We start from the raw sequence: 26,398 nt of genomic DNA on the forward strand, positions 1-26,398 counted from the left end.
TTGCTGCGGGAGCCGGCCCGATTGCCGGATCACTTTTGCCGCGGGCCGGCCGCAAGGACCGGACCCGAGAGACGGCGGGCTGTCTGGCGAAGACGGCGGGCGGTCTCTTTGGGCAGGCGCGGCAGCTGCAATCGCGGCGAATCTTGGGCGAGTCCCGAAGCACAAACACTGGGGCGGCGCTCAAACATCGAAGGGAAGCGCGTCTTGCGATACGCGGCGATGTTTCTTTGCCGTCTACACCATGCCGACGCACAGACTTCCGGCAAAGTCACCGGATGGTGAACGACTGGTGTGTCCGGAGAGCGGACGCCGGCGGCGGCAGGAAGGAGATGTTGCTGCGGTTATCGTAAATACTGCAACTATTCCAGAGTCCAGCCTCGCTTGGGAAAAATTTCCTAATAGAGAAACGCTGCTTCGTAAAGGGCTCTTTTCCCGGAGCGGAGCAGGCCTGGGCCGCGGGCGGCGTCGGGGCCGTCCTGTGGCGGGGTCGGGGAAGCGGCGACGAAGACGATCGGCCGGGCCAGGGGAGGGCCAGCGGCAAAAAAACAGGGACCAGCCAGGCAGCCGGTCCCTGGAACAGGACAATGGCAGGCGTGGAGGCTAGACGTCCACGCCGGCGGCCTTGACCGCAGCCATGCCGCCCTCGACGCTGACCACCTGATGGAATCCGGCGTCGGTCAGGATGACCAGCGCCTCGTAGGAGCGCGCCCCGGTGTTGCACATGAGCACAACCGGCTGGTCCTTGGGCACTTCGGCCAGGCGCTGGCGCAACTGGCCTTGGGGAATGTTGTGCCAGCGGCCGGGATGCTTGTCTTCCAGCGGACCGCCCTGGGTGTTTTCCCGGCAGTCGATGACGTGGATGCCGCTTGCGGCGTCATCCCAGAGCTGGGCGAATTCCGTCACCGAGATGCCCTTGTTCTGGCCGGTCAGAATGTTGTCCGCGGCGTTGCCCACGGTATTTAAGATGTCCATGGCTGCGGCAAAGGGCGGCGAGTAGGCCACTTCCACGTTGGAGATGTCCGACACGGTCGGGGCATAGGGCAGCATGGCGGCCACGGTGTTGATCTTGCCGATCAGCGCATCGCCCATGACGCTGACGCCTTGCAGGCCAAGGACCCGCCGGGTGCCGCGCTCGGCCACCAGCTCAAGGGACATGAGGCCGTGCTCGGGGTAGAAATGCGCCCGGTCCACGGCCGTTATGTGGGTGGCCACGGCGTCGTAGCCGGCCCGCGTTGCCCCGGCCAGGGTCAGTCCGGTGCCGGCCACGCCCAGATCGAAGAGTTTGACGCACCACGAGCCGACCACGCCGGCAAAGCGCGAGGAGGCGCCGGCCAGATTGTCGCCGATGATGCGGCCTTGCCGGTTGGCCATGGACCCGAGCGGCAGGTACATGGGCTGGCCGGTGACCAGATTTTTGACCTCGATGCAGTCGCCGCCGGCGTAGATGTCCGGGTCGGAGGTGCGCATGAATTCGTCCACCAGCACGCCGCCGCGCTCGGATACGGCAATTCCGGCCGCCTTGGCCAGCTCGGAGTTGGGCACGACGCCGACGGACACAATGACCATGTCGGCTTCGATGACGCCCTTGTCCGTCACCACCCGCTCGACCTTGCCGTCGCCCTCAAGGCGGGCCACCTGCTCGGACAGGTGAAAGACCACGCCCTTTTCCTCCATGTGCTTGCGGGCCATGGTGGACAGCGCCGGGCCGGTGACCCCGGGCAGGATCTGGTCGAACAGTTCGATGACCGTGACGTCCAGGCCCCACATGTCGGCAAAGGCCACCGCCATTTCCAGGCCAATGAATCCCGAACCGATGATGGCCACCGAGCCAACGCCCCCGGCCGCCACCGCCGCCTTGATGGATTCAGCGGCTTCCAGGCTGTCCACGGTATGCACGCCGGCCAGATCAAGCCCAGCGATGGGGAGCTTTCGCGGCCGGCTGCCCATGGCCAGAACCAGCTTGTCGTAGGGGATGGTCTCTTCGCGGCCGGTCGGCAGATGTTTGGCCGTCACGGTCTTGGCCGCGCGGTCGATGGCCGTCACCTCGGTCTCGTTGCGGGCGTCAACATCCTTGACGTCGTGGAAGAATTCCGGATTGCGCACCATATGGAAGGCGGTCGATTGCAGGCCGGTGATGTCGCTGACTTCGCCGGAGACGTAATAGGGAATGCCGCAGCCGCCGTAGGAGATGCGCGGACTGCGGTCGAGCATGATGACGTTGCTTTCCGGCTCAAGGCGCTTGAACCGACAGGCGGCCTTGGGGCCAAGAGCCACGCCTCCGATGATGACGACTTGCTGCGGCATGATGTGTCCTTGTGTTTCGTGTTGTGGTCCAATCAGGCGTACGGCCCGCTGCGGGGCCGGAGTCGGAAAAAAACATACGCGCCTGCTCTGAAACACTGTTGTTGCAGGTGCGTACCAGAGGGCGGCGTCGTGGGCGAAACAGGAATAAATTAGGCCAAAGTACGGCCATGTCAATGGTCGGGCCTTGCCGGGAGCGGCTGGGGACTGTACCCATGGGGAGGGAAAAGGAGGGGTTTTTTCGTGGAGCAAGCCCTGGACGCAACGCTTTTCATCGTGGCGACGCCGCTTGGCAACGCCGGGGATTTTTCGCCCCGGGCCGCGGCCGTGGTGGCCGGGGCCGACGTGGTGCTGGCCGAGGACACCCGGCGCACCGGACAACTGCTCAAAACCCTCGGCATTTCGGCCAAACGGCTGATCAGTTTTCACGAGCACAACGAGGAGGCCCGACTGCCCCAGGTCCTGGCCATCCTGGCCGAAGGGGCGACGGTGGCCCTGGTCTCCGACGCCGGCACGCCGCTTTTGGCCGACCCCGGCTACCGATTGGTGCGGGCCGCCCGGGAGGCCGGCTACGGCGTCTCCCCGGTGCCCGGACCCTCGGCCGTGCTGGCGGCCCTGTCGGCAGCCGGCATCGCCCCCTATCCGTTTTCCTTTCTGGGCTTTGTGCCGCGTTCGGCCTCCGAGGCCCGGGCCACCTTTGCCCGGTTTGGGGCCACCGGGGCCAGTCTGGTCTTTTTCGAGCGCAAAAACCGGCTCGGCGTGACCCTGGCCGCCGCCCTGGAGGCCCTTGGCGACCGGGAGTGCGTCATCTGCCGCGAACTGACCAAGACCTTTGAGGAGTTCCTGCCGGGTCGGCTGGCTGATTTTGCCGGGCGCGATCTTGAGCTCTTGGGCGAGGTGACGGTGGTCATCGGGCCGGGCAAAGCGGGCAGGTCGAGCGAAGACGAGGCCCGGGCCGTTGCCGCCGAGGAGGCGGCAGCCGGGCTTCGACCCAAAGAAACGGCCAGACGGGCGGCGGCGCGGCTTTCGGGATGGACCCTGAAAGAGGTTTATGCCATTTTGATGGACCAGGAAAACGGGTAAACCGGGAGGACGCGGCCGCATGGCGCAGCACAGGGGGGATTTTCCGGAATCGTACTGCGTGATCGACGCAGACGACCGGGAGTATCTGGTCGGCGTGGTGGGAACCGGCCCGGGGTTCGACACCATCCTGGAGATCGTGGCCGGCGAGGAGTTTCATGAATTTCTGCCGCCCATGCATCTGGCCGGCGTGGTGGGCCTGGCCCCGGACGATCCCCGGCGCAGTGGGGCGCTTTTGGCCGGCGTGCCGGTCTATGCCGGGTATGCCGAACTTTTTGCCGCTTTCCCGGACATCAATCTGGTCGTGGAGCTGGGCAGCGGGTTCCCCCCCCGGGAGCTGGCCGCCGCCATGCCCCCGGGGGCTTCGCTCCTGGACCGCACGGGTTCGCTGTTCCTGTGCGCCCTGAGCAATGCCGTGTCGGTCGGGGCCCATTGCCGGATGCGTCTGGACCATCAAAAAGTGTTGCTCGAAGCCATTGTGGACGAGGTCCAGGAGGACATCGCCCTGCTGTCCGCTGCCGGAACGGTGGTCGATCTCAACCGCAATATCCTGCGCCGCCTGGGCAAGGCCAAGGACGAACTGGTGGGGCAGCCCTGCCGGGTCCTGCAAGCCGGTCCGGATGATCCGCCGCTGTGCGATCCCGACGATGTGGCCTGCCCCTTCCGGATAGCCCTGGCCACGGGCAAAAAGGCCGAGCGCCTGCATACTGCCGTTTCGGCCGACGGCCGGCTGCGCTACTACCGCACCTACACCTATCCCATTGCCGACCCGACCGGCCGCATCGGCCACGTGGTGGTTTTTCGCCGCGACATCACCGACCGCACGGTGGGTGAAATAAGCGCCCGCCAAGCCGAACGCATCGAGACCATGGGCCGGTTGTCGTCCTATCTGGCCCATGAACTGCGCAATCCCATGTTTGCCGCCGCCGGCTTTGCCCGGCGTCTGGCCGGCATGGAGGCATTGCCCGAGGCGGCCCGGGAGCGGGCCGGCATCGTGGTGGAGGAACTGACCCGCATGGAGGCCATGCTCAAGCAGTTCCTGGAATTTGCCCGGCCGGTGGGGCAGGTCACGGGCGAGGCCGATGCCAACCGGGCCGTTGTGTCGGCGGTGGAGGCGGTGCGGCCCGAGGCCGAGAGCCGGGGCGTGGGCATCGCCGTGGCCCTGGTCCCGGGCGTGGCCGCCGTGGGCTTCGACCCGGCGCTTTTAAAGCAATGTCTGGTCAATTTGCTGCGAAACGCCGTGGACGCCATGCCGGGCGGCGGGCTGGTCACCGTCACCAGCGGCCGCGACGCCGACCGGGTCCGGGTGCGGGTGGCCGACAGCGGACGCGGCATCACGAGCGAGAACCTCGAAAACATGTTCAGCCCTTTTTACAAGGCCGAACATTGCGAATACGGCCTGGGGCTGGCCATGGTCAAAAAAGTCGTGGATGATTTCGGCGGGGCCGTGGAAGCCGTGGGCCAGCCCGGCGGCAGTTGCGCCATCACCTTGCACCTGCCGCCGGCCCTGGCCGGCTCGCCGGTCCCCGGCGAAACCGTGTTTCCTGCCCCCGCCCCGTCAGGAGGCCCACAATGAGTGAGCACAGCCCGGATTGTATAGATATCCCCCGTCTGCGGCAGCGCTTCGATGATGATGAAGCGCTGTTGGCCGAGATTTTTGAAGTCTTTACCAAGGAGACCCCGATTCGCCGGGCCAGCATCGAAGCCGCCCTGGCTGACGGCGATCTTGAGAGGCTGACCGGCCTGGCCCATTCCCTCAAGGGTGTGGCGGCCACGCTTTTGGCCGAGCCTTTGCGCCAGGCCGCCCAAACCCTGGAAAAGGCCGCCCGGGCCGGCGACGAACCGGCTGTCCGGGCCGCCGTCGGTCCTGTCCTTGATCTGCTTGAGCGCACCATGGCCTGCCTGCCCTGACGTTGCGTTCTGGGTTTCTTGGTCAGAGGCATACGCCCCGTACCGGTCCGGTACGGGGCTTTTTTCTGTTTTCCCTCTGGGTTGTGTCTCTGAATACGTGTAAGTGAATCATTTTATGAAGCGAAACATTTAACTGTTGTAGCGTGATGCGATTTGCGATACCGGCGAATGAGTTGATCGTTGTCGTCGGCCTGCTCCACAGTGCCTGCAAGAGAACGGCACGCGGTGCGGCAGGGGCAGTCCATCGCTCTTTCTGGCCCGGGGCGTTGTGCCGGTTGCTCATGTTCTTTGTCTTCGGGCGGATGTCGGCAGCAAGGCGAACGCGTTATTCCGGAATGTTGTGGCGGTGTCTGCATGGGGCAGGAGAAACCGGGCTTTGGCCAAGCCGGTTGGGCACACAACGGAGGGGGTATGGAGATACTGCGTTTTGTCGCACTGGCAACGGTGGTCGTGTTGGGTTGCTTTGGATGTGCCATTAAAAACGAGGGGGCAATCTATTACCGCAAGACCGTGTCGCAACCGGTGGGCCAGACAAGCAAAGCAGGCGGTTCCGATGAGCTGGTGTTTGCCAAAAAGTATGCGCTTTCCGGAATTGGCAACGACACCTTGAGCAAGGATGATACGATCTCAATTTTTTTGAACCATGCCTGCATTGCCTCCTTTGCCGAGCTCCCCAATGTGGGGCAACTCGAAACGTCTAAGACGACGCGGGGGGAAATCGCTATCGTGGCCAAAGTCACGGAGATGGCGACCAGCACATCCATGGATTTTACCAGCAAAGCTTCCGATGCGGGACGGCTGGTCTACTACAATGACGACGTGCGGCGGCATCAGCCGCTGAATCTCTCCTTCCTGCCCATCTACGGACCACAGAAATACAATGGCCATCCGCTGGCCATTCAACTCTACATCCTTGAACTCGATGAAGGAAACAAGGAACAGTATGCCGGGCTGCTCGGCACCCTGGCCGGCCTTGGCTCCACGATCAATCCGGCGGCGGCCCCGATTCTGGGTGTTCTGGAGAAACTCGGCACCGCCTTTTTGCAAGGCAACCGCAACGATATTATCTTCCGTTATCACTTTATTTTGCTCCCGGAAGGGAACTCCCAACGTGTTGCCTACCCTGTGTTGGAGGCTGGAAACTACGTCCTGATCCGCAAGGAAAATCGCCAGACTGCGCCGAACTGGGACGCAATGCGCTATGACCAGGGCAGCGGATTGGTCCATTGCCTGGGTGCGCAGGCCCTTCCGGCCGACGCCGGCTGCGTCAGCCCGCAAAACTGCGACGACACGTATCTGACTCTGACCATTCTCAAAAACGTGGCCAAGGACACGAACATCACAGAAGCGGCCAAGACGCTCTCTGAGTTCATCACGGCAGAGTATGCCGAGTCCCAGGGACTCAAAGGCGTGAAGGAGGCCCTGGACGGCCTGAAAAATTTGCAAATTGCAAGCGGGCACCAGGCGCGCCTCGACGATCTCAACGCCCAGCTCCGGCTCATCGGCTCCCTTGACAGCGCAACCAATCGGCTTGGTTTCGCCCAGGCCTGTTGGAAGCTTGTGAATCGGCTGGACAAGGAGATCACTGCCACCGCCAGAGCGGAATCCAGCCAGACGACCACCGCCTCAGACACCCTGAAAAAGGCCGAATTGGAAGCGATCATCACCAAGACCAATGCCTTGAAGTGTTCGACTTCCACAGTTGCGTTGGACACGTTCAACGCCGGTACGCTGCTCAAAGAGATCCAGGCCAACTATGGGGCGGCGGTTGGCGCCAGCCAGTAGCTCTGCGATTGTCCGCCATCCTCTCCAAGCCCGCCTCGGCTCTGTCTGAGACGGGCTTTCAATTATTCAAGGATGTTAGGGTTGTTTTCTTGAGGTCGATTACGCTTTCGTAATCGAACGCGCAATTTTCGTAACCAGCCGCCTCTTCCGGGGTCGGTCAAACCCGCCAGCCCGCCCGGAGCCTGCTTCTCCGATTGTGGCACGATACCTGCTATAAGAGGCCCGCGAGCAGACGGCCACCCGGCCGAAAAATCCTGGAAATATCATTATATCCCGGGTGGTTGAAAAGGCTGCTGCACAGGCTTTGAAAAGTACGTCGCCCCATCCGGTTACCGGAACGGCAGACAGCACAATCGGGCGAAGATTCGCCCAACCCAAGGAGAAGGGGAGCTATGTTCCAGATCGAAGAAGGGCTTGCCGGCGTCACCACCTTCCCGCGCATCCGCGCCAGGGGACGCTACCTGTTTGCCGGTGAGGACAAATTCTTCATCAAGGGCGTCACCTATGGTCCGTTCCCGGAAAACTCCCGGGGCGAACCCCTGCCCGAAGACGAAACCGTGGCCCATGACTTTGAACTCATGCGCCGCGCCGGCATCAATTCCATTCGTGTCTATTACGTGCCGCCGCGCCACTTCCTGGACATCGCCGCCCGGTTCGGCATCCGGGTCATGATCGGCGTGCCCTGGCCGCAGCACCTGTGCTTCCTCGACCAGTGGGAAGTCAAAGAAGACATCAAGAAGACCATCCGCGAGTCGGTTGCCTCGCTGGCCGGCCATCCGGCCATCCTGGCCTGGCTGATCGGCAACGAGATCCCCAGCCACATCGTGCGCTGGCACGGCGCGGGCAAGATCGAGACCTTTCTCGAAAAGCTCGCCACCATCGTGCGCGAGGAAGACCCCGAGGGACTGGTGACCTACGCCAATTACCCCTCCACCGAATACCTGCGCCTGCCGTTTTTGGACTTCCTGTCCTTTAACGTCTACCTCCACGACGAAAAGGCCTTTCGCTCCTACGTCAAGCGCCTGCAAAACGTGGCCGGCGAACTGCCCCTGGTCCTGTCCGAATTCGGCATGGACTCCATCCGCAACGACGAGGAGCACGTGGCCGAGACGCTGGCCTGGCAGCTGCGCGCCTCCTTTGAACTCGGCGTGTCCGGCACCATGGTCTTTGCTTGGACCGACGAATGGTTCACCGGCGGCCATCTGGTCGAGGACTGGAAGTTCGGCATCGTGTCGGAAGTGCGCAAGCCAAAGCCGGCCTACAAGGCCGTGGCCGACGTCTACCGCCAGAAACTGCCGCATCTGCCCGCCGACGCGCCGTTTATCTCGGTGGTCGTTTGCGCCTACAACGCCGATTCCACCATGGACGGCTGTCTGGCCTCTTTTGCCAAGGTGGACTACCCCAACTTCGAAGTGATCGTGGTCGACGACGGCTCCACCGACGCCACCGGCGAAATCGCCGACCGCCACGCCGCAGCCGCGCCCTATATCCACGTGATCCACCAGCCGAACCTGGGCCTGTCCGCCGCCCGCAACGTCGGCATGAACGCGGCTCGCGGCCCCATTGTGGCCTACACCGACTCCGACTGCTACGTGGACCCGCACTGGCTCCACTACATGGCCTGGGCCTTTGAAGACCCGCGCTTCGTGGCTGTTGGCGGCCCCAACCTGCCCCCGCCCGACGACAACCGCACGGCCGCCTGCGTGGCCGTCTCCCCTGGCGCGCCGACCCACGTCCTTCTGACCGACGAGATCGCCGAGCACATCCCGGGCTGCAACATGGCCTATCGCAAGGAATATCTGGCCGGCATCGGCGGCTTTGACGCCACCTACCGGGCGGCCGGCGACGACGTGGACGTGTGCTGGCGGCTCCAGGACCAGGGCCATGTGATCGGCTTTTCCGCCGCCATGTTCGTGTGGCATCACCGCCGCTGCACCATCTCGGCCTACCTGAAGCAGCAGAAGGGCTACGGCCGGGCCGAGGCGCTCCTTATTCCCAAGCACAAGTTCCGCTTCAATATGCTCGGCAACTCCCGCTGGGCCGGCCGCATCTACGGCGACATCTCGGGTGCGCTGTTGGCTGCCCGTCCCATCGTCTACCACGGGGCCTTCGGCATGGGCCTGTTCCAGACCCTGTACGAACCCAAGGGCAGCCTGGCCGCCTATCTGCCCCTGTCCATGGAATGGATGGCGCTGGCGGTTGGCCTGCTGCTGGCCACGCCGTTCTCCTTCGTGGCCGGAGCCGTCGGGCTGTCCATGGTCGCCGCCACCCTGGCCTTTGTCGGCTACCGGGTGAGCAAGGCCCGCCTGCCCAAGCGCCACGACAACCTGGCCTCGCGCCTGACCATCGCCGCCCTGACCCTGGCCCAGCCCGTCCTTCGCGGCTGGACCCGCTACGCCACGCTCATGACCCTCAAGCGCAGCGCCGGCGTCAACGCCTGCCCGCTGCCCCTGGCCGATACCGCCGGCTGCGATGAGTCCAGCCTGCCGCGCATCGGCATCTTCCGCCGCCTGACCGGCACGGCCGGCATCCTGGCCCACCGTCTGGCCTTCCATCGCTTCTTCTGGAACAACAAGGGCCTGGAGCGCGATGAGCTGCTGGGCTCCATCATCGGCCTCTTGCGCACGCTCGGCGTCTCCTACGCCATGGATTCCGGCTTCTCCGCCTCCTCCAACACCCCGCCCTGGGACCTGTCCGTGCGCACCTCGCGCCTGACCACGGCCTGGCTGCGGGTGACGGTCGAGAACCACGGCGGTGAGAAGCGGTTCGTGCGCATGGCCGGTTCGGTGCTGCCCTCCGGTCTGGCCGGCACGGTGCTTGTTGCCTTGATCGCCGCCGGCGCGGCCCTGGCCCTGGTCAAGCCCGTCGCCGCCCTTGCGGCCGGCGCTGCGGCCCTTGGCGTCGCCGGTTGGATGAGCCTTGGCCTCTACCGCGCCGCCGCCCTGATCGCCACCATCACCCAGTACGTCATGGTCACCCGTCCGGGCTGCTCGGCCGGCGAACCCAAGGACGAGCGCGTGGTCAAGGTGGTGCGTCCCCAGACGGCCGTGGTTGCCGGCGAAGACGACGCCCTTCCGGCCGAGCCGGTGGTGGCCGCGTCCGAGGCCGAGACCGCTGCCGCCTAAGCAACTGACCAAGCGCCGCCCCCGGTTCCTGTCTGGCCTTCCAGGCCAGGCGGCCGGGGGCGGATTGCGTGATGCCGCCCGGCTGCGCCGGCTGCCGGCCAACCGTCGGGACTTCTCTGACGCCTCCCGGCTGCCCGGGGGAGTGGACAGGACCAACGCCGTCCGGCGGGCGGCCGCGAAGCCCGCGTCGTCCCCCCGGCCGCCGGGGCAGCCTGTCTGCCAAGGATTGATCCCATGAGCATGTTTCGGACCCTGCTTAAATATCTGCGTCCCTACCGGCATCTGTTTTTTCTGGGCCTGGGGCTGGTCGGACTGGCCAGCACCATGGAACTCCTCAAGCCCTGGCCGCTCAAACTGGCCGTTGACCAGATCATCGGCCACCAGCCCCTGGACGTTTTCGGCTGGACCCCGAATCTGGCCGCCATCTCCGTGGGCGTCCAGCTGGCCTGCGTGGTCGGCCTGCTGGTCGGGGTGCATTTTCTGGTCGGCTTCGTCCAGCTGTGCAACAACTACCTGACCATCCGCATGGGCCAGGACATGGTCCAGGACCTGCGCTGCGACCTGTTTGACCACCTGCAGCGCCAATCCCTGCTCTTTCACCAGAAATGGCCCACGGGCGATCTCATCTACCGCATCATGGGCGACACCTACGCCGTGCAGACCCTGCTCATGAACGGCGTCTTTACGACGCTGACCAGCTCCGCCCTCCTGATTGGCATGCTGGTGGTGTGTCTGCGCATGGATACGGAGTTGACCCTCTATTCACTGTGCGTCATCCCGTTTCTGTTTCTGGCCATCTCCCGGGTGTCGCGCAAAATCGGCGACATGACCACCGAGACCCACATGCAGGAGTCGCAGGTCTACACCACGGTGGAACGCATTTTTTCCTCCATCACCCTGGTCCAGGCTTTTGGCCGCGAAGACGAAGAGCGTCTGAAATTCGTGACCGAATCCCAGCACTCCTTTGACCGCAAACTTTCCCTTTATGCCCTGCAGACCGTCTACGGCTGGCTGGTGTCGGGCATAACCGCCACCGGCACGGCCCTGGTCCTCTATATCGGCGTGCGCCACGTGCTGGACGGCGCGCTGACCACGGGTGAGCTGCTGGTGTTTATTGCCTACCTGGCCTCGCTTTATACGCCGCTCAATAGCTTAAGCGACACCGTGGCCGGCATCCGCGCCTCCCTGGCCCGGGCGCGCCGGGTCATGGACGTGCTGGCCGTCAACGAGGCCGTGCCGGAAAAGCCTGATGCGCCCAAACTGGCCGTGGCCAAGGGCGAAGTGCGCTTCACCGACGTCAGCTTCGGCTACACGCCGGAGAAAATGGTCTTATACGACGTGGACTTCACCTGTCCCGGCGGTTCCACCGTGGCCATCGTCGGCCAGACCGGGGCCGGCAAGACCTCGCTGGTCAGCCTGCTGCTGCGCTTTTACGACCCCCAGAAAGGGACCATCAGCATCGACGGCCAGGATCTGCGCGACGTGACCCTGCGCAGCCTGCGCGACAACATCGCCATTGTCCTCCAGGATACCCAGCTTTTTCCCATGAGCGTCCACGACAACATCGCCTACGGCAAACGTCAGGCCAGCCGCGAGGAAGTCATCCAGGCGGCCACCCTGGCCAATGCCCACGACTTCATTGCCGCCTTGCCCGACGGCTACGACACCATCCTGGGCGAAAAAGGGGCCAACCTGTCCGGCGGCCAGCGCCAGCGGCTGTCCATTGCCCGGGCGCTTTTAAAAGATGCGCCGCTGTTGATTCTCGACGAGCCGACCTCGGCCCTGGATGCCGAGACCGAGGCGCTGATCATGGAAGGCCTGGATCGGCTCATGCAAAACCGCACCACCTTTGTCATTGCCCACCGCCTGTCCATGATGCGCCGGGCCGACATGATTCTGGTCATCAAAAACCAGCGTATCCATGAGATGGGGGCCTTTGACGACCTGATGGCCCGAAACGGCGAATTCGCCCGGCTCCATGCCATCCAGATGGGCACGGGCCGGCCGGAGAGGCCCACGCCTGCGCCGGTTTTGGCCTGATCCCCGGACGCTTTGCGGACCACGTCTGCCCATGGCCATTGTCGCGCCCTTTTGCCCCTGCGGCAAAAGGGCGCTTCCCACAACCGGCTGCCTGGAGGCTCCATGAAAAAGACCACGCGCTTTCGTGAACTGGTTGCTTCTCCCGAGATCCTCATGCTGCCCGTGGCCCATGACGCCCTTTCCGCCCTGGCCATTGCCGAGGCCGGCTTCTCCGCCTTGTGCGTGGCCGGCTACGGTTCCTCGGGGAGCGCCCTTGGCCTGCCGGACATCGGGCTTATGACCGCCACGGAGATGCTCACCCATTACAGCCGTATCATCGAGCGGGTGGATGTGCCGGTCATGGTCGACATCGACACCGGCTTTGGCGACGTCAACAACGTGATCCGCACCGTCCGGCAGGTCGAACGCCTGGGCGCGGCCGCGCTTTTTCTCGAAGACCAGACCTTTCCCAAACGCTGCGGCCACATGGCCGGCAAGTCCGTGGTGGCGGTGGAGGACTATCTGCCCAAGCTCAAGGCCGCCTTGTGGGCCAGGCAGGACCCCGACTTCGTCATCATGGCCCGCACCGACGCCGCTGCCGTGTACGGCCTTGACGAGGCCATCCGCCGGGCCTGTCTCTATGCCGCCGCCGGGGCGGACATGGTTTTTGTCGAGGCCGTGACCTCGGTTGCGGACATGCGCCGGGTCAATGCCGCCGTGCCGGTCCCGAGCATGGCCAACATGATCGAGGGCGGGCGCACGCCCTTTCTTTCGGCCCCCGAACTCCAGGAACTGGGCTATGCCGCCGTGGCCTATCCCTGTGCGTCGGTTTTTACCGTGGTCAAAGCCTTGCGGGCCTGGGCCGGACACCTTAAAGCCAAGGGCACGAGCGCCGGTCTGGCCGGCCCGGACACCATGATCGATTTCGAGGAATATTTCCGTTTTATTGGCGCAGCCGATATCCGGGAGCGGGAAAAGCAATTTTTCCCGGCCCCGACGTCAGATGAGAAAAAGGCAAAAGAGTGAAGAGGCCTACGGCGGCCGGGCTGGAGTGAGAGAGAGAAAGCATGCCTCCGGCGGCCGGGGGCCTGAGGCCCCCGGACCCCCCAACTGTTTTAGGGAAGATGGCGTTGCCGCGACCCTGGACGGAAGCGGGAAAAAGACATTTCGTCGGTCCAGTGGAAGCTTGACGGGAACAAGCGTTGCTCCGGCGGCCGGGGGGTGTGACGCCCTCCGGACCTCCCCGACGGCAATTGGGGAGAGAGTGGGCCGTGTCAGATCGCGCGGCTTGTGAAGGTAAACGGGCGGGTTGTCGTCCGAGGCAAATTTGAGCATGAAAAAACGCACCATCATCGTCTCCGGTCTGGCTGCCACCTATCCGCTTGGCGGCGTGGCCTGGGATTATATCCAGTACCTCCATGGCTTTTATCGCCTTGGCCACGATGTCTATTATCTCGAAGACACCGGCGGCTGGGCCTATGACCCTTTCAACGTCACCTTTGTCGATGACCTGACCTACCATACCAAATATCTCGGTGATTTTCTTGAACGGCTCAGTCCGGGCCTGGAAAAACGCTTCTGCGTCATCGGGCCGGATGAACGGCACTGGGGCATGTCGGCCGAGGAATTGGCCGGAGTCGTGGCCCGGGCCGACGTGTTTTTCAATATCTCGACCACCTGCCAGTTGCGGGAAAGCTACGCCAAAATCCCGGTCAAGGTGCTCATCGATTCCGACCCGCTCTACACCCAGTCGAGCTTCCCGGACTTCCTGGCCGGCACGGCTTCTGCGGAAGAAGTGCGAAACATCGAGAACATGCGCCGCCACGACGTCTTTTTCTCCTTTGGCGAAAACGTGGGTCAGGATTTTTGCACGGTTCCCAAGGGGGTGATCGACTGGATTCCCACCCGCCAGCCCATTGTGCTCGAAAGCTGGGCCGGGGCCGCCCCCAAGCCGGCGCGGGAGGTCTTTACCACTGTGTTGTCCTGGCAGCCGGCCCAGAAGGGGCCGCTGGTGGCCGGGGTGCAGTACGGCGGCAAGAACCTGGAATTTGAGAAGATGCTCGATCTGCCCCAAAAAACGGCGGCCGTGCTGGAATTGGCTTTGGGCGGCGGCAAGCCGCCGCGCGAACTTCTGGAAGAGAAGGGCTGGCGGCTTCGGGACGGCTTTTCCATGTCCCAGACCCCCTGGGTCTACCGCGACTATATTTGGGACAGCCTGGCCGAATTTTCCACGGCCAAAAACGCCTATGTGGCCACCCAGAGCGGCTGGTTTTCCTGCCGCACCGCCTGCTACCTGGCCTCGGGCCGGCCGGCCGTGGTCCAGGACACCGGCTATTCCCGGTTCATGGAAGTGGGGGAGGGCGTCGTGGCCTTTACGAGCGAAGCCGAGGCCCTGGCCGGCATCGAGGCCGTGCGGGCCGACTGGGACCGCCACAGCGCCGCTGCCCGGACCTTTGCCGCGCGCTATTTCGATTCCGACGTGGTCCTGACCAAACTCCTGGCTGACGCCCTGGCCTAGCCCGGACCACTCCGGCAACCACCACACGCTCATACTCCATGCGCATATTTTTCAAATTCCTGCTGGCGACGCTTGTGTGTCTGGGCCTCGGCGCGCCGGTTGCGGCTGCGCCCTTTGGCGCGGTGTCCGACAATGGCGTCTGGTGGCTGACCCTGCCCGGCGGCCCGCGCTTTTTCTCCATCGGCGCGGACACCGTCAACGGCGGCGATAAAACACTTCGCGACCGGGGCTACTACTTCGAGAACTTCTATCCAACCGAGGCGGCCTGGGCCGCAGACACCCAACAACGCCTCTACGCCTGGGGCTTCAACACCCGGGGCGGCTGGTCCGATCCGACCACGGCCATGACGCTCCCCATCGTCCCGGAGATCGACCTTGGCCGCAACGCGCGCCTGCACTGGTTCGATCCCTTCGCCCCGGAAGCCCTGGAGAAAACCATTGCCACGGCCCGGGTCGTGACCGCGCCCTACCGGGACAATCCGGCGGTCATCGGCTATTTCACCGACAACGAAGTGGGTTGGTGGAACGCGCCGCTTTTCAAGTGGTATCTCGGCAACGAATGGGCCATCTATGCCAAGCGCCATGTCTGGCGCATGATTTATGACCACTACGGCGGCAAATGGAACCGGCTCCTGGCCGACTTCGTGCCCGCGCCCGGCTGCAACTCGTTTGAGGATCTCAAAAAAGGCGGCGCGGAACTGAAACTGCGCCCCGGCGGCCAGGGCATCCAGCTGATCAGCAAGGTTACGGCGGCCTGTGCCGGGCGCTACTACGAACTGGTCTACAAGGCCCTTCGCGCCGTGGACCCCACGCGTCTGGTCATGGGCGACCGGTTGCCGCTGTATTACAACCAGGACGCCGTCCTGGCCTCCCGGGGCCATCTCGACGTGCTCTCCACCAACTACAACGTGGACACGCCCGACGGCTGGGTAGCTCCGTATTATTTCGAGGGCCTGGCCAAGCTTACCAATACCCCGGTGCTCATCTCGGAATTTTTCTTCGCGGCCAATGAAAACCGCTCGGGCAACGTCAACAACGGCCATTTGATGCACGTGGCGACCCAGGCCGAGCGGGCCGTTGGGGCGGCTGCGGCCGTGCGCCACTTCGCGGCATTCCCAAACGTGGCCGGCATCCACTGGTTCCAGTACTACGACGAACCCCACGGCGGTCGCGGCGACGGCGAAGACTTCAACATGGGGCTGGTCGATATTCACAACGCCCCCTACGAAAAGCTCCTGGCCGCCATGGTCCCGGCCAACCGCGAGGCCCCGGCCATCCATGCGGCCAGTGCCGCCAACCGGCCCGCGCCCCAGCCCGAGGTCGTCCCCATCCATCCGGCGGCCCAGCCCCTGTCCCTGACCGACGGGTCGCTGGCCGACTGGCCGGACAAGGCCGGCACGCGCCTGCCCTGGTTTCGCCTGCCGGCCCCGTACGTGCCCTTTGGCGACGTGCACATGAGCTGGGACGCCAAGGGACTGAACCTCTTTCATCTGGCCCAGAACTATGCCGATCTTTTTTTATTGGCTTATGAGGGCGAATTTCCGATATCGGAAACCTATCAGCTGCAGATTGCCGTGGACGCCGGGGCCGGGGTGCGCCGGTTCGCCGCCTGCCTGCTGCCGCGCCCCCACAGCAAGTATTCGGGGCGCTTCGAGCTGTCGCCCAGGCTCTTTCGCATCGAAGACGACGGCAGCTTAAGGCGTATCGACGAAACGGGACTGGTGCAGGTGCTCGACAAACCCCTGCCGCACATTGCCCTGGAAATGACCCTGCCGGCCAGCGAACTGGGTGTTGCCGCGCTGACCCCCGGCATGCCCCTGACCATGCACATCGGCGTCACCACGTTTTATCGGGAAATGACCATGCGCCTGGGGGCCGCCCCCCGGGGATTTGGCAAATCGGCTATCGACCGCCCCGTCAAAGCGGTCCTCGCGGACAAGTAACCCAAGGAAGAACGGACCATGGCAACGAATATTCTGGTTACCGGCGGCGCTGGCTACATCGGCTCCCACACCTGCAAGGCCCTGGCCGCAGCCGGATTTACCCCCATCACCTTCGACAATATGGTCTATGGCCACGACTGGGCCGTGAAATGGGGACCGCTGGTGCGCGGCGACATCCTCAACCGGGGCGAACTCGACGAGGTCTTTGCCGAGTTCAAACCCGTCGCGGTCCTGCATTTCGCCGCCTTTGCCTATGTCGGCGAATCCGTGACCGACCCGGAAAAATACTACCGCAACAACGTGGCCGGCTCCCTGTCGCTCCTGTCCGCCATGCGCCGGGCCGGCTGCCGCCATATCGTTTTCTCCAGCACCTGCGCCACCTACGGAGCCCCCGAGCGCGTGCCGCTGACCGAAGACCACCCGACCCGGCCGATGAGCCCCTACGGTACGAGCAAACTCATGATCGAGCAGATGCTCAAGGACTTCGACGCCGCCTACGGCCTGACCTACACGGCCCTTCGCTACTTCAACGCCGCCGGGGCCGACCCGGACGGGCAGATCGGCGAAGAGCACAAGCCCGAAACCCATCTCATCCCGCTGGTCATCGCCGCTGCCCTGGGCCATATTCCCCACATTGAGGTCTTTGGCACGGACTATCCCACCCCCGACGGCACGGCCGTGCGCGATTACATCCACGTGGCCGATCTGGCCGAGGCCCATATCCTGGCCGTCAAACGCCTGCTTGGCGGTGCGCCGAGCGCCACCTACAACCTGGGCACCGGCACGGGTAATTCCGTGCGCGAAGTCATCAAGGCCGTGGAAGCCGTGTCGGGCAAAGCCGTGCCCGTGGTCGAAGGACCGCGCCGGGCCGGGGATTCGCCGGGACTCTACGCCGACTCCGGGGCCATTATCCGCGAATTGGGCTGGAATCCTCGCTACATGGATCTCAAGGCCATCGTGGAAACCGCCTGGCGCTGGCACGAGCAAGGGCTGCCCGGCAAAAAACATTGCAATCTGCGTAAACCAGGGTAACAACGTACCAAACAGCGGCACTCTGCGGAGGTACTATGGACTTTGGCGCACTGGGGCTCGATTTCCATTCCATCCGCAATCGCAATGAAGAGCGGGTTCTCCGTCTCATTCCCGAGGTGCTGGCCGAGTTTCGCCACTATTGCCCGTCGTCGACGGATATCGAGGATATCTACGCCCTGACGCTCAACAAGCTCCCGGCCCGCTACGCCCAGGCCGTGTCCCTGGTCATCCAGGAGCCCGTCAGCGACGAGATGATCCGCGAAACCTTGCGCGACGCCGTCTGCACCGTCAGGAGCCGGCCGAATTGTTGAAGCCGCTCGGGGCCTAAACAGCCGCCCGGTCCGGGAGATTGGCCGGACCCCGAAAGCGGCGATGCGCCTCGCGCGGGGACAGCCAAGCGGCCGTCCGGTCCGGGAGATTGTCCGGACCGGACGGCCTGCCGGACCCGGCCTGCCGGACCCGGCCTGCCGGACCCGGCCTGCCGGACCCGGGCAACCAGACCCCGGCAATCAGACCCGGGCGACGGGCTGCGTCCCCCCCGCCGGCCATGGCTGCGCCTTCCTCTGTTTCATCCCGTCTTCCGGCCGTTTCTGACGCCGTCACTCCGAGGGGCTGTCCGGCGTCTGCGCTGGCGGCTGTTGCCGGTTGATGCGCAGCACGGTGCAGGCCGCAGCCAGGGGGCGTCCATCCTTCGGGGCAAAGGTCGCCTGCGGGCTGTCCGGTTGTTGATTCCACTTGTCAAAACGCAGTTCCAGCACATTCTCCCCGGCCTGTCCCAGGGCCGTTATGGTCTGTTCCGTGAATCCGGCGAGCCAGGGCTGGGCCGGCAGGTCCTTGGCGGAGGCTATGGGTGCGCCGTTTAGGACATAGGCGACGCCCTGCCCCGGGATGGGGTTGTTGCAGGCCGCCTCGATGGTGATGGGTTCAGGGGCCGAAAGGGTAAACTGAAAGCGGGTGGCCGGACCGGAGGCCCACCGGTAGGCCGTCGTCCCATCGTGTTCAAGTGCCCCCAGCGTTGTATCGATGACCAGGCTGCTCGAAATGAATCGCTCCGTGGCGACGTCATTGGCGTACAGGGTCAGGCCGGTCCATTGCAGCGTGTCCATCGAGGGGCCGGTCATGCCGGCCGGCGGGGTGGGATTGTCCAGTTGCAGGCGAAGCCGCAGCCGGCTGTAGGGAGCCTTCCTGACAAGAAGGAAGCTTTTGCGGGTGGAGCCGTCCGGTCCGGCGCTGACAACAACAGGGGTCAGGGGCTCATCGTCAAAGGCGCAGGCGGCGGTCAGGCGGCCGCCTGCGGCCGCATTGCGATACGACAGGCTCCCGGCCAGCAGGGACGGGGCTTTTTGGGCATCGGCGCAGGCAAACTCGTATTCCACGATGCCCGGCCGGGCCGGATCAAGGACCCGGACCCCTTTTTCAAAGTACGGGTGCAGGGTCACATTGTGCAGGCGGCTGGCCTGGCTGAAAAGCTCCCTGGGGGCGCTTGTCAGGGTGCGGGTGGTCGGCAACTCGGCCAGGGCCGGCAGCGGGCTGTGCGGATAGTGGAAGCTGTAGCGGGTCAGGGGCTGCAACGGGGTGATCGGGACGGCGGCAACCGAGGCGGGTGGGCCGAAGTACTGGAGGAATTCCTGCTCGGTGGCCCCGAAATGGGCAAAGTCGCCGAAACTGACAAAGGTCACGTCAACGGGCGTGTTGGCGGCCAGATCGGGAGAATGCGTGAAGGGATCGGGGACGGCATACTGTTTTGTGTACCAACCGATGCAGTCCGCCAGGGAGCCGTCGGAAAAGACCGTGACGGCCTTGGGATCGATATAGCGTCCGGCAGCCTGGGCCAAGGGCTGATAGCTTGCGGTGTAATGGTATTGCTTTGAAAAGACCGCGCTGTTGGCCGTGAAGAAGTACACGGTCCCAGCCAGGGCGATCACGATGGCCGCCGCCGGGCCTACGGTTGGGCTTTTGGTCGCCTTTTCAAGGAGGGCGCAAAGTCCCGTGGCCGCGAAAAGCAGCAGGACGGGGCTCAGAAACAAAACATGCCAGGGGTTGAAGTAGGATGCGTAGCGTTTAAGCGTCAGGACAACGATGGGCGTTGCAATATAGATGAGACAGGCAAGGGTGAGACGTCTGTCGACCCGGTATGAACGGAACATGCCGACAACGATGCAAACGATGAGGCTGCTGCTGACCGCAAGGCTGGAATGAAAGGACAGGTCCTTGGGGAACATCGTGGCCGGACCAAGGCCGTTGGCAATGTTTTTCAGGCATTCCAGAAACGTGGCAGCCATCGTGGCCTGGGCGGGTGCGGCAAAGCCTGCGACATGGGCCAGGAAAAAGGGGGCGAGCAGGCCTGCGACCAGGACGCCAAATCCCGCCGCAGCAATCCCTTCAGACCAGTTCGTTCGTCTGTCGTAGGCCAGCCGCCAGAACAGGAAGACGCACAGTTGGGCAAAAAGGATGATCAACCCGGAGAAATGAAACAGCACAAAGCCCAGGTTGCAGGTCAGCAGGGCAAGGCCGTCGCGGCGCGCGCCGCCTTTGAGGTAGCGCAGGAGAAACCCAAAGGCCATGCAGGAAAAGAGCACGATCAAGGCATAGGGGCGCACGCTCCGGGAGACGAACAGGTTCATGGCGCTGACGGCCAGCAGAGAGGCGGCCACCAGACTCGGGCCTTGGCCGAACAAGGGAGCGAAGTACCGGCCGACGGAGGCCACGAGGGCCACGCCGCACAGGGCCGGGATCAGGCGCAGGGCCAGTTCGCTTGTGCCCAGGCCGAGGAACAAGGTCCCCAGCAGCGTGAAATAGGGCGGATGGAAGTCACAGCGCAAGGCGCGTTCGATGACCGAGGCAAAACCATATTGGGCATTGAGCGGGACAAGGATTTCGTCCCACCACAGTGGGCAGCTGTCCAGATGGTAGAAACGCAGGACCAGGGCCGCCAGCACGGCGACCCCCAGGGCCAGGGCCGCGGGATTGGCGGAAAAGCGATTTGATGTGGGCATAGCGTGTTGCGGGTAGCCGAGCCGGGTTTGAGGGAGTGGACGCAGACAACCGAAGCGAACCCGGAAGCCGCCGCCAGGGGAACGGTGCACCAGTGGGCGGGAGAAAACCGGCGCTTAGCGCGGTTTTGTCGCCTGGCGTCTGTCGTAGACGGCGCGGATGGCCCCTTCCAGTTCGTCGGTCGGGCAGGGTTTGAGCAGGTAATCGGCTGCGCCGCCGGCGATCATGGCCGAGGCGATGTCCACCGAGGCATGGCCGGTCAGGACCAGGACTTCGGCTTCGGGGCAGGCGGCGCGCAACAGCGGCAGGGCCTCCTGGCCGGACAGGCCCGGCATTTTGACATCCAGGACAATGACGTCGCAAGGGGCGTCGGCCAGCAGGGCCAGGGCTTCGTTGCCCCCCCCGGCCGTGCGCACGGTAAAGCCGTGCCGGCCGAGCAGCTTGGCCAGGGTGTCGCGGAATCGTTCTTCGTCGTCGACGATGAGGACGCGGATGGAATCGGCCATGGGACGTCTCCGTGGGCGGTTGCGGATTGGCGGCATTGTTCGGGCGGGCGTACAACGAACAGCGGCAAATCCACAGGCGGTTGCGGTTGGTTTACAAGGGCAGGGCCACAGTGAAGGTTGCGCCCTGGCCGGGGGTGCTTTGGGCGGTCAGGCTGCCGCCCAGGCGGGCGACGATGCCGTGGGAAACGGACAGGCCAAGCCCCGTGCCTTTGCCGGGTTCCTTGGTGGTGAAAAAGGGGTCGAAAATTTTGGCCATGTTTTGCGGCGGGATGCCGCAGCCGGTGTCGCGCACTTCGATCACGGCCTGTCCGTCCCGGCGGCAGGTGGCCAGGGTGATGGCCCCGCCTTTTGGGGTGGCGTGCAGGGCGTTGGTCAGGAGATTCAAGATGACCTGTCGCAACAGCGGCACGTCGGTGCGCACCGGGGGGAGGGCAGCGTCGTAGTCGCGGACAATGGCCACCCCCCGGCCCAGGGCGTCGCGTTCGACCAGCAGGGCCATGTCCTCGATGACCCGCTCCAGGGCTTCTTCCTGGAGGACGGGTTCCATTTTGCGGGCGAAATTTAAGAGCTTGTGGGTGATCTGCCGGCAGCGCGCCACCTGCTTGCCGACCTGATCCAGGCTGTCGCGGATATCGGCCAGATCGCTCGGGTCGGGGCAGCCGGTTGGTCCGAAGAGTTCCCGGGCCAGATCAATTTCCTGGGTGATGATGGCCAGGGGGTTATTTATTTCGTGGGCAATGCCGGAGGACAGTTCGCCGATGGCGGCGAGTTTTTGGGATTGCAGCAGGCGCAGGTCGAGGTCGTGGAGCTTTCGCTCGCCGCGGCGCACCCGCCGGGCCAGGACCAGGGCCGAGCCAATGCAGACCATGCCGGCAAACAGGGCCAGGGCCACGCCGGCCAGGGGCGGAGCGGCCAGGGCCGAGAGCACGGCCGCGCCGGCCAGGAGCGGAGCCAGCAGGGTGTGGGGCCACAGCGGCGGGCTGGGGTCTTCAGGACGGGCGCTGGGATTCATGGAGGGTTTTTCGCTCGTAGGCCTTGTTGGCCTTTTCCAGCAGTTCTCCGAAATCCACGGGTTTGAGCACGTAGTCGTAGGCCCCAAGCGACATGCCCTGCATGCCGGCTTCCACCGAGGCGTGGCCGGTCAGGATGATGACCTCGACCAGGGGGTGCCGTTTTTTGATCTCCTGGAGCACGGTCAGTCCGTCCATGCCGGGCATCCGCATGTCCAAAATGACCACGTCAAAGGGCTCCCGGTCGAGCAGGGCCAGGGCGTCGGGGCCGTTTGAGGCGGCGGTCACCGGGATCTGGCGGTAGGTGAACCGTTTGACCAGGGTTTCGATGAAGTCGGTCTCGTCATCCACGGCCAAGACGCGAAGTCCCATCTGTACCTCTCTCCAGGCGGTTGGCTGTTGCGCCTGCGGCGTCGGGCTGTTTGCGTGTTGCATGGGTATAGGGCTGCGGCGTTGGTTGCAGGTGGCGTCCGGGGTTGGGCAAAATGGTCATCCGCCGATGGGCAGGGTGATATGGAAGGTGGTTCCCTGGCCTTCCTGGCTGTGGACGTTGATGTGGCCGCCCAGCTTCTCGATGATGCTGTAGCTGATGGTCAGGCCAAGGCCGGTGCCTTCGCCGACTTTCTTGGTGGTGAAAAACGGATCGAAGATCTTTTCCAGGGCTTCCCTGGGGATGCCCTTGCCGGTATCGGTGATGGCGATTTCCACCTCGCCGGCGTCGGGCACGGCGCTGGTGGTGATGGTGATGGAGCCGTTTTTATCGATGGCGTCGATGGCGTTGTCCAAAATGTTGAGAAAGACCTGCTGGAGCTGGGAGGTGTCGGACTCGATGTGCGGCAGGTCGCTTTGGTAGTTGCGCACAAAGGTGATGCCCCGGAAGTTGGCCTCGTTTTCCAGAAAGGACCGGGTCTGCTCCAGGAGCAGGTTGACGTCGAGGTTTTCCTGGGTGGGTTCCATGCGGCGGGCAAAGCCGAGCAGGCGGTGGGTGACGTCCTTGGCCCGGCGCACGTGGAACTCGATCTTGTTCACGGCATCGGCGAATTCCTGGAAATTGGGACTGGCCTTGATGTCTTCCTCGCTTAAGAGATCGCGCATCCAGCCGGCCTTTTCCATGATGATGGCCAGGGGGTTGTTGACCTCGTGGGCCACGCCGGCGGCCAGTTTGCCCAGGGCCGCCATCTTGCTCGACTGGGTAAGCGAGGCGTCCAGGCCGGCCTTTTCCCGTTCCGCCCTGATCAGCTGGCGCACGGTGCCGTTGGCGATGACCACCGCGCCGGCAATGATGAGCAACGAACCGCCCGAGAGCAGCACGATAAGCAGCCAGCGCGCCCGGTACAGCGGCATCATCTCTTCGGCCGGATCATCCTTGATGACCAGCAGCCAGTCTTTGAGATTGAGCCAGGTCATGGCGTAGAGCGACACCTGGCCGCCGACGGTCATTTCCTCCACCCGGGTGCCGGAAAAACGGGGAACGTCGGGGAAGGGGACGGTGTCAAACATGTCGTGGCCAAAGCGGGGCTTGGTTTGCAGCACGTGCTGGGCGTTGAGCAAAAAGGCGTCGCCGGATTTGCCGAGGTGGATGACGCGCACCAGGGAATCGAAGATGTCGGAATCGATGGCTGCGCGCAGGACCCAGGTCTTCTCGCCTTCGCGGCGGCTGATGGCGATGTTGAAATGGGGGTATTTGCGAAAGCCCAGGAACACGTCGCTGACGTGGATGCCCTTGGCCATGACGGTGCGGAACCAGTCCTCACGGCTGTAGTCGATGCCGCGCAGCTGGTAGGGGCCGACGTAGGAGACGCAGATGCCGTTCTGGTCGATGACCTGCAAATCGAGGAAGGATTTGCTGTGCAGCTGGAGCACGCCGAAGATGCGCTCGAGGTAGGCGTCGCCGGAGAGGTCCTGGTAGGATTCGGTCAGGGCCAGATTGGAGAGCTGGGCCACGCGCTCGGACAGAAAGAGGTCGAGGGTGACCTTCTTGTTGTCCACGAGGTTGCGCAGGTTGTCGTAGATCTTGTCGGTGTAGGTGTCGTAGAACCTCGTGTAGAGGCCAAGGCCGAGGCTTAGCAGCGGAATAAAGGAAAAGGCCAGGGTGATGGCGACAAGTTTCAGGCGGAGCCGGCTGAATTCATCCTGGATCATGGTATGGCCTCGTGGAGTTGTGAACGCGGGAGCAATGATAGCCCAGGCGAGTTGGAGACGCAAAGGCTCATGCGGCCGCCTGGACCAGAGGAACGGTGATGCTCACAGCGACGCCGCCGCCTTGGCGGTCGTGGATGTGGATGGTCCCGCCGTGGTGTTCGACCACGGCCCGGGAGGCGGCCAGGCCGATGCCCAGGCCTGGCATCTTGCCGGTGGTGACATCGCCAAGCTGGTGGAATTTTTCAAAAACAGCCTCGCGCATCTCTGGCGGAATGCCCAGGCCGGTGTCTTCGATGGAGATGACGGCCATGTCGCCGTCGCGTCGGACCCGGCAGGCGATGTGCCCGGAGGGCGTGAATTTGACGGCGTTGGACAGAAGCTGGCCCAGGACAAAGAGCAGCCGCTCGCGGTCGCAGCGGAGGAGCGGAAAATCGTCCGGGATGTCGCGGACAAAGACCAGTCCTTTGTGGGCCATGGCGCCGGCATGGTCGGCCGCCGCCTGATCCACCACTGCCGCAGCCGGGACAGCACCCAGGGACAGGGGCATCTCGCCGGATTCCAGGGCGGCCAGTTCCAGCAGGTTGTCGATCAAGCCGGACAGATGACGGCCCTCGTCCAGCATGATGGTCAGGTTGGCCCGGGAGCGGGCGATTTCGGCGGCCAGTTCGGGTTCGGCCGCGATCATCTGGGTGAAGGCGTCCCGTTCCAGGCGCTTGCGCATGACCTGGGCAAAGCCGACCATGGAGGTCAGCGGGGTTTTAAGCTCATGGGAGATCAGACTCAGGAAATCGGATTTGACCCGGCTTAAATCTTCGGCCCGTTTCCTGGCCTGACGGGCTTCGCGTTCCTTGGCGGCCAGATCGGTGATGGTATTGCGCAGATGGCGCTCCATGCGGGCCAGATCAGCCGCCACCTCGCGGAATTCCCCGTCATAGGCGGCAGGATCGAGGTTGCCGGCCTCGCCCCGGGCCACCCGGCGGGCGTGGCGGCCAAGCTCGGCCAGGGGTGAGGCCACGAAGCGGAAAAGCCCCCAGGCGGCCAGGGCCACCAGGGCAAGGACCGTCAGCTGGATGGCGGCCACGACCAGACTGGTGGTCCGGCTGATCTGGAGGCGTTTGGCTTCGTAGCGGGCCCGCAGGTCCTCGGTGACCGGCTCCAGAGCCCGGGCGGCGGCCACAAATCCGGCCTTGGGCGAACTGTCGTCCGAAAGGCGGCCGGCATAGGCGGTCAGGGCCGCCAGATATTGCGACAGCACCCGATCTGCCTCGCCAGGCGGATCACCGGCCGCCCGGGCGGCGTCGCGCAGACGTTCGACGTCTCGCTCCAGGCGTTTGTAGTCGTCGGGAGTGCCCGAAGCCAGCCAGCGTTTTTCCAGGCGCTCCAGGTGTTTGATTGCCGCTGTCAGAGATGGCTGGAGAGCGGCCAGATTTTCCAGGGCCTGGGAGCCTTCCAGGTAGCGGGTGGCCGGATCGTCCGGCACTGTCGCCTGGGGGCTGCCGGCCATGGCCACAAAGCCGGTCAGATAGTTGTGCAGATGGGTCAGGGCGGCATCGCACAGGGGATCGTGGTCGGGGTCCAGGCTGCGGATGGTTTCGATGGCCGCGACGGCGGCCTGCTGGTGGCGGCGCACGGCGGCCAGGGCCTCGGGATCATGGCGCAGAAAGTAGTTTTTTTCCTGCCGGCGCATCTCCAGGGCTTCGATGCGGGCGGCGACGGCCAGTCGCTCCAGGGTCAGGGTGCGCTCGGTGAGGCTGGTTTCCAGGAAATCCACGGCAAAGATCAGGATGAATCCTGCCACAATACAGCCGCACAGCGTCTTGAGCTTCCCTTTGACGCTTAGGGCCACGCGCGCTCACCAGTGTTTGGCACGTCCGTCTCCCTGGCCATGGCAGGCCGTTTTCGGTTGGCGCACAACAGGCGGTAGCGGCCCGCCAGCGGATCCGTCGGACGGGATGCCTCAACTTAGCTGATGCCGGCCGGGTTTGCCAGTCTATTGTGCCGGGTTTCACATATACAGGCGGCCCAGGCAGGA

18 protein-coding genes are annotated in these 26,398 nt (G+C 64.2%); 11 read left to right on the top strand and 7 right to left on the bottom strand.

Translation table 11 applies throughout. The features are described 5' to 3' along the window. Positions 1 to 600: 600 nt before the first annotated feature. On the bottom strand, positions 601 to 2,304 hold the full coding sequence (locus tag NY78_RS06485) for an FAD-dependent oxidoreductase (protein WP_043633254.1): 1,704 nt from the start codon (positions 2,302 to 2,304) through the stop codon (positions 601 to 603). Positions 2,305 to 2,544: 240 nt separating this feature from the next. Between NY78_RS06485 and rsmI the strand changes: the two genes are divergently transcribed. From rsmI to NY78_RS06540, 11 genes are all read left to right on the top strand, one after another. Further along, a complete protein-coding gene (gene rsmI / locus NY78_RS06490) occupies positions 2,545 to 3,384 on the top strand; it encodes a 16S rRNA (cytidine(1402)-2'-O)-methyltransferase (RefSeq protein ID WP_047960060.1) in 840 nt (279 codons plus the stop codon). A gap of 19 nt (positions 3,385 to 3,403) precedes the next feature. Beyond that, positions 3,404 to 4,957: a sensor histidine kinase gene (locus NY78_RS06495; RefSeq protein ID WP_047960061.1), complete on the top strand. Its 1,554-nt coding sequence runs from the start codon at positions 3,404 to 3,406 to the stop codon at positions 4,955 to 4,957. Further along, positions 4,954 to 5,292 carry an Hpt domain-containing protein gene (locus NY78_RS06500; RefSeq protein WP_043633255.1) on the top strand — a complete coding sequence of 113 codons (339 nt, stop codon included), beginning with the start codon at positions 4,954 to 4,956 and terminating at the stop codon, positions 5,290 to 5,292. The genes NY78_RS06495 and NY78_RS06500 overlap by 4 nt, the downstream gene beginning before the upstream one ends. A 411-nt stretch (positions 5,293 to 5,703) precedes the next feature. Next, positions 5,704 to 7,077, top strand: coding sequence for a hypothetical protein (locus tag NY78_RS06505; RefSeq protein ID WP_043633257.1), 1,374 nt, complete (start codon positions 5,704 to 5,706; stop codon positions 7,075 to 7,077). 392 nt (positions 7,078 to 7,469) lie between these two features. Further along, positions 7,470 to 10,202: a glycosyltransferase gene (locus NY78_RS06510; RefSeq protein ID WP_043633258.1), complete on the top strand. Its 2,733-nt coding sequence runs from the start codon at positions 7,470 to 7,472 to the stop codon at positions 10,200 to 10,202. Positions 10,203 to 10,436: 234 nt separating this feature from the next. Further along, the gene (locus tag NY78_RS06515; RefSeq protein ID WP_043633259.1) at positions 10,437 to 12,242 is read left to right on the top strand and encodes an ABC transporter ATP-binding protein; all 1,806 of its coding nucleotides are present in this window, start codon (positions 10,437 to 10,439) and stop codon (positions 12,240 to 12,242) included. A 102-nt stretch (positions 12,243 to 12,344) separates the two neighbouring features. After that, positions 12,345 to 13,247 carry an isocitrate lyase/PEP mutase family protein gene (locus NY78_RS06520; RefSeq protein WP_043633260.1) on the top strand — a complete coding sequence of 301 codons (903 nt, stop codon included), beginning with the start codon at positions 12,345 to 12,347 and terminating at the stop codon, positions 13,245 to 13,247. A 307-nt stretch (positions 13,248 to 13,554) separates the two neighbouring features. Continuing rightward, a complete protein-coding gene (locus tag NY78_RS06525) occupies positions 13,555 to 14,739 on the top strand; it encodes a hypothetical protein (protein WP_043633293.1) in 1,185 nt (394 codons plus the stop codon). A gap of 38 nt (positions 14,740 to 14,777) precedes the next feature. After that, positions 14,778 to 16,682 carry a hypothetical protein gene (locus tag NY78_RS06530; RefSeq protein WP_043633296.1) on the top strand — a complete coding sequence of 635 codons (1,905 nt, stop codon included), beginning with the start codon at positions 14,778 to 14,780 and terminating at the stop codon, positions 16,680 to 16,682. Between the two features lie 18 nt (positions 16,683 to 16,700). Continuing rightward, positions 16,701 to 17,714 carry a UDP-glucose 4-epimerase GalE gene (gene galE, locus NY78_RS06535; RefSeq protein ID WP_043633298.1) on the top strand — a complete coding sequence of 338 codons (1,014 nt, stop codon included), beginning with the start codon at positions 16,701 to 16,703 and terminating at the stop codon, positions 17,712 to 17,714. A gap of 35 nt (positions 17,715 to 17,749) precedes the next feature. Next, positions 17,750 to 18,025 carry a late competence development ComFB family protein gene (locus NY78_RS06540; RefSeq protein ID WP_043633301.1) on the top strand — a complete coding sequence of 92 codons (276 nt, stop codon included), beginning with the start codon at positions 17,750 to 17,752 and terminating at the stop codon, positions 18,023 to 18,025. Positions 18,026 to 18,313: 288 nt separating this feature from the next. Here the strand turns inward: NY78_RS06540 and NY78_RS06550 are convergent, their stop codons facing one another. The 6 genes from NY78_RS06550 to NY78_RS06575 all read right to left on the bottom strand — a co-directional run bounded on the left by NY78_RS06550 (position 18,314) and on the right by NY78_RS06575 (position 26,212). Continuing rightward, the gene (locus NY78_RS06550) at positions 18,314 to 20,710 is read right to left on the bottom strand and encodes a glycosyltransferase family 39 protein (RefSeq protein WP_043633305.1); all 2,397 of its coding nucleotides are present in this window, start codon (positions 20,708 to 20,710) and stop codon (positions 18,314 to 18,316) included. 114 nt (positions 20,711 to 20,824) lie between these two features. Continuing rightward, on the bottom strand, positions 20,825 to 21,214 hold the full coding sequence (locus NY78_RS06555) for a response regulator (RefSeq protein WP_043633308.1): 390 nt from the start codon (positions 21,212 to 21,214) through the stop codon (positions 20,825 to 20,827). 91 nt (positions 21,215 to 21,305) lie between these two features. Continuing rightward, entirely contained in the window at positions 21,306 to 22,226 is a 921-nt protein-coding gene (locus NY78_RS06560) for a sensor histidine kinase (RefSeq protein WP_043633311.1), read from the bottom strand. Beyond that, positions 22,204 to 22,596, bottom strand: coding sequence for a response regulator (locus tag NY78_RS06565; RefSeq protein WP_043633314.1), 393 nt, complete (start codon positions 22,594 to 22,596; stop codon positions 22,204 to 22,206). Before NY78_RS06565 ends, NY78_RS06560 begins: the two co-directional genes overlap by 23 nt. Before the next feature lie 117 nt (positions 22,597 to 22,713). Next, complete coding sequence (locus NY78_RS06570) at positions 22,714 to 24,366, bottom strand: sensor histidine kinase (protein WP_043633317.1); 1,653 nt, start codon at positions 24,364 to 24,366, stop codon at positions 22,714 to 22,716. 67 nt (positions 24,367 to 24,433) lie between these two features. Beyond that, positions 24,434 to 26,212 carry a sensor histidine kinase gene (locus tag NY78_RS06575; protein WP_043633318.1) on the bottom strand — a complete coding sequence of 593 codons (1,779 nt, stop codon included), beginning with the start codon at positions 26,210 to 26,212 and terminating at the stop codon, positions 24,434 to 24,436. Between the last annotated feature and the right edge of the window lie 186 nt (positions 26,213 to 26,398).

Origin of the sequence: Desulfovibrio sp. TomC, assembly GCF_000801335.2 — a bacterium.
Classification (GTDB): domain Bacteria; phylum Desulfobacterota; class Desulfovibrionia; order Desulfovibrionales; family Desulfovibrionaceae; genus Solidesulfovibrio.

Bases quoted from the DNA above. Each gene is read 5' to 3' on its own strand.
- NY78_RS06485 (WP_043633254.1), bottom strand. From the start codon at position 2,304: ATGCCGCAGCAAGTCGTCATCATCGGAGGCGTGGCTCTTGGCCCCAAG.
- NY78_RS06495 (WP_047960061.1), top strand. From the start codon at position 3,404: ATGGCGCAGCACAGGGGGGATTTTCCGGAATCGTACTGCGTGATCGAC.
- NY78_RS06500 (WP_043633255.1), top strand. From the start codon at position 4,954: ATGAGTGAGCACAGCCCGGATTGTATAGATATCCCCCGTCTGCGGCAG.
- NY78_RS06505 (WP_043633257.1), top strand. From the start codon at position 5,704: ATGGAGATACTGCGTTTTGTCGCACTGGCAACGGTGGTCGTGTTGGGT.
- NY78_RS06510 (WP_043633258.1), top strand. From the start codon at position 7,470: ATGTTCCAGATCGAAGAAGGGCTTGCCGGCGTCACCACCTTCCCGCGC.
- NY78_RS06515 (WP_043633259.1), top strand. From the start codon at position 10,437: ATGAGCATGTTTCGGACCCTGCTTAAATATCTGCGTCCCTACCGGCAT.
- NY78_RS06520 (WP_043633260.1), top strand. From the start codon at position 12,345: ATGAAAAAGACCACGCGCTTTCGTGAACTGGTTGCTTCTCCCGAGATC.
- NY78_RS06525 (WP_043633293.1), top strand. From the start codon at position 13,555: ATGAAAAAACGCACCATCATCGTCTCCGGTCTGGCTGCCACCTATCCG.
- NY78_RS06530 (WP_043633296.1), top strand. From the start codon at position 14,778: ATGCGCATATTTTTCAAATTCCTGCTGGCGACGCTTGTGTGTCTGGGC.
- galE (WP_043633298.1), top strand. From the start codon at position 16,701: ATGGCAACGAATATTCTGGTTACCGGCGGCGCTGGCTACATCGGCTCC.
- NY78_RS06540 (WP_043633301.1), top strand. From the start codon at position 17,750: ATGGACTTTGGCGCACTGGGGCTCGATTTCCATTCCATCCGCAATCGC.
- NY78_RS06550 (WP_043633305.1), bottom strand. From the start codon at position 20,710: ATGCCCACATCAAATCGCTTTTCCGCCAATCCCGCGGCCCTGGCCCTG.
- NY78_RS06555 (WP_043633308.1), bottom strand. From the start codon at position 21,214: ATGGCCGATTCCATCCGCGTCCTCATCGTCGACGACGAAGAACGATTC.
- NY78_RS06560 (WP_043633311.1), bottom strand. From the start codon at position 22,226: ATGAATCCCAGCGCCCGTCCTGAAGACCCCAGCCCGCCGCTGTGGCCC.
- NY78_RS06565 (WP_043633314.1), bottom strand. From the start codon at position 22,596: ATGGGACTTCGCGTCTTGGCCGTGGATGACGAGACCGACTTCATCGAA.
- NY78_RS06570 (WP_043633317.1), bottom strand. From the start codon at position 24,366: ATGATCCAGGATGAATTCAGCCGGCTCCGCCTGAAACTTGTCGCCATC.